Raw genomic sequence first — 2,266 nt, forward strand, 5'->3', positions numbered from 1 at the left:
CGCGGGCACGTCCGTACCGGCGGTCAGCCGGTCGAAACTCCCGGAACACCGCCGGGGTGGACAGGCCGCCCTCGGCGACCGCGAACACCCAGTGGAAGCGGCCGGCGTCCACCGGGGTCAGGAACTCGCCGCGGCCGGTGCCGAGCGCGGCGCCGCCCACGAGGCTGAAGGGGACGTCGCTGCCCAGTTCCGCGCAGATCTCCAGGAGCTCCTCGCGGGGGGTGTCCAGCTTCCACAGCAGGTCGCACGCGAGCAGCACGCCCGCGCCGTCGGCGCTGCCGCCGGCCATGCCGCCGGCGACGGGGATGTTCTTGGCGATGTGGAGGTGGACGGACGGCTCGATGCCGGCCCGGGCCGCCAGCAGCTCGGCGGCGCGGGCCGCGAGGTTGGTGCGGTCCTGGGGCACCTGGTCGGAGTCGGGGCCCTCGCAGGTCACCGTGAGCTCGCCGGCGGGGGTCGCGGTGACCTCGTCGAACAGGGAGACGGCCAGGAAGACGTTGGCGAGGTCGTGGAAGCCGTCGGGGCGGGCGGCGCCCACCGCCAGCTGGACGTTGACCTTCGCGGGAACGCGTACCGTCACGCTCACAGCGCCGGCCTCGGGGCGGCGGGCTTGTGCTCGGCGATCGCGGCGAACTGCCGAAGTGGAGGGACTCGCCGCGCGCCAGCGGGGAGACGCCGGCGGCGACCAGCGCCTGCTCGGCGGCGGCCGCCGAACCGGCCCAGCCGGCGAGCGCGGCGCGCAGGCCCTTGCGGCGCTGCGCGAACGCGGCGTCGACGACCGCGAACACCTCGGCCTTGGAGGCGGTGGTCTTCACGGGCTCGGCGCGCCGGACGAGGGAGACGAGTCCGGAGTCGACGTTCGGCGCGGGCCAGAAGACGTTGCGGCCGATGGCCCCGGCGCGCTTGACGTCCGCGTACCAGGCGGCCTTGACCGAGGGGACCCCGTACACCTTGTTCCCGGGGCGGGCGGCGAGCCGGTCGGCGACCTCGGACTGCACCATGACGAGGGTCCGCTCGATGCTCGGGAAGCGGTCGAGCATCGTGAGCAGGACCGGCACGGCCACGTTGTAGGGGAGGTTCGCGACGAGCGCGGTCGGCGCCGGGCCGGGCAGCTCGGTGACGAGCATCGCGTCGGAGTGGACCAGCGCGAAGCGGTCCTTCTTGTGCGGCATCCGCGCCTCGATGGTGGCGGGCAGCGCGGCGGCGAGGATGTCGTCGATCTCCACGGCGGTGACCCGGTCGGCGGCCTCCAGCAGGGCGAGCGTCAGCGAGCCGAGGCCCGGTCCGACCTCCACGACCACGTCGTCCGGACGCACGTCGGCGGTGCGCACGATCCGGCGCACCGTGTTGGCGTCGATGACGAAGTTCTGGCCCTTCTGCTTCGTCGGGCGGACGCCGAGGACGGCGGCCAGCTCTCGGATGTCGGCCGGCCCGAGGAGGGCGTCGGAAGGGACCTCGGAGGTCTCGTGGGGCTGCTGCTCTGCGGTGCTCACCGCTCAAGCCTACGGCCGCAGTGCGGCCACGGACTCGCCCCCCGCTGCACGTAGAGCTTCTTCGCCCGGTACGTCTGCTCCGAGGCGGGCGCGTCCTGCGGGCGGCCGCTGCCGCCCAGGGCCTGCCAGGTGCTCACGTCGAACTGGTAGAGGCCGCCGTAGGTGCCCGAGGGGTCGGTGGCGGAGGGGCGGCCGCCGGACTCGCACTGGGCCAGTCCGGACCAGTTGAGGCCGTCGGCGCCGGCGACGGAGGTGGGCAGCGGCTTCGTGCCGACCAGGACGCGCTGGCTGACGGGCTCCCGGACGACCTCCTCGGCGATCTTCCGGGGCTGCTGGCGGACCCCGTTGACGGTGCGCAGGGCGTACGTGACCCGGCGCGCCCCGGGCCGGCCTACGCGGTCGACGACCTCGGTGCCGGCGAAGAGCCCGGCGTCCTCGACGCGTTCGGTCGCGTACGGGATGCGTTCCTCGCGGACCTCGCGGGTGCCGGTGATGCGCAGCACGGTGACGGTCTGGCCGTCGCGGGGGAAGGAGTCCGGGGGGACGGAGGTGGTGTCCTGGCCGTGGAGGGTGATGCCGGCCTGGTCGAGGGCTTCCTTGACGGTGGCGGCGTTGGTGCGGATGGTGCGTTCGCGGCCGTCGGCCATGAAGGTGACGCCGCGTTCGGTGCGCACGCCCAGGGTGAGGCCGGAGCGGGGGACGGTGGCGGTGCGGGGGACGGAGAGGTAGGCGCCCTCGACGCGGACGCCGAGCTGGCGCAGGGCGCCGTCGAC

General features: G+C 74.6%; 1 protein-coding gene and 2 pseudogenes. All 3 read right to left on the reverse strand.

What is annotated here, in order from left to right:
- A pseudogene (locus tag SSNG_RS14435) lies at window positions 1-586 on the reverse strand (4-(cytidine 5'-diphospho)-2-C-methyl-D-erythritol kinase); the annotation flags it as partial.
- Window positions 583-1,493, reverse strand: a pseudogene (gene rsmA, locus SSNG_RS39625) (16S rRNA (adenine(1518)-N(6)/adenine(1519)-N(6))-dimethyltransferase RsmA). The pseudogenes rsmA and SSNG_RS14435, both read right to left, overlap by 4 nt.
- A partial coding sequence (locus SSNG_RS14450; protein ID WP_063749891.1) for a resuscitation-promoting factor occupies window positions 1,490-2,266 on the reverse strand: 777 nt, incomplete at its 5' end. The pseudogene rsmA and the gene SSNG_RS14450, both read right to left, overlap by 4 nt.

This window comes from Streptomyces sp. C (assembly GCF_000158895.1).
Taxonomy (GTDB): Bacteria; Actinomycetota; Actinomycetes; order Streptomycetales; family Streptomycetaceae; genus Streptomyces; species Streptomyces racemochromogenes.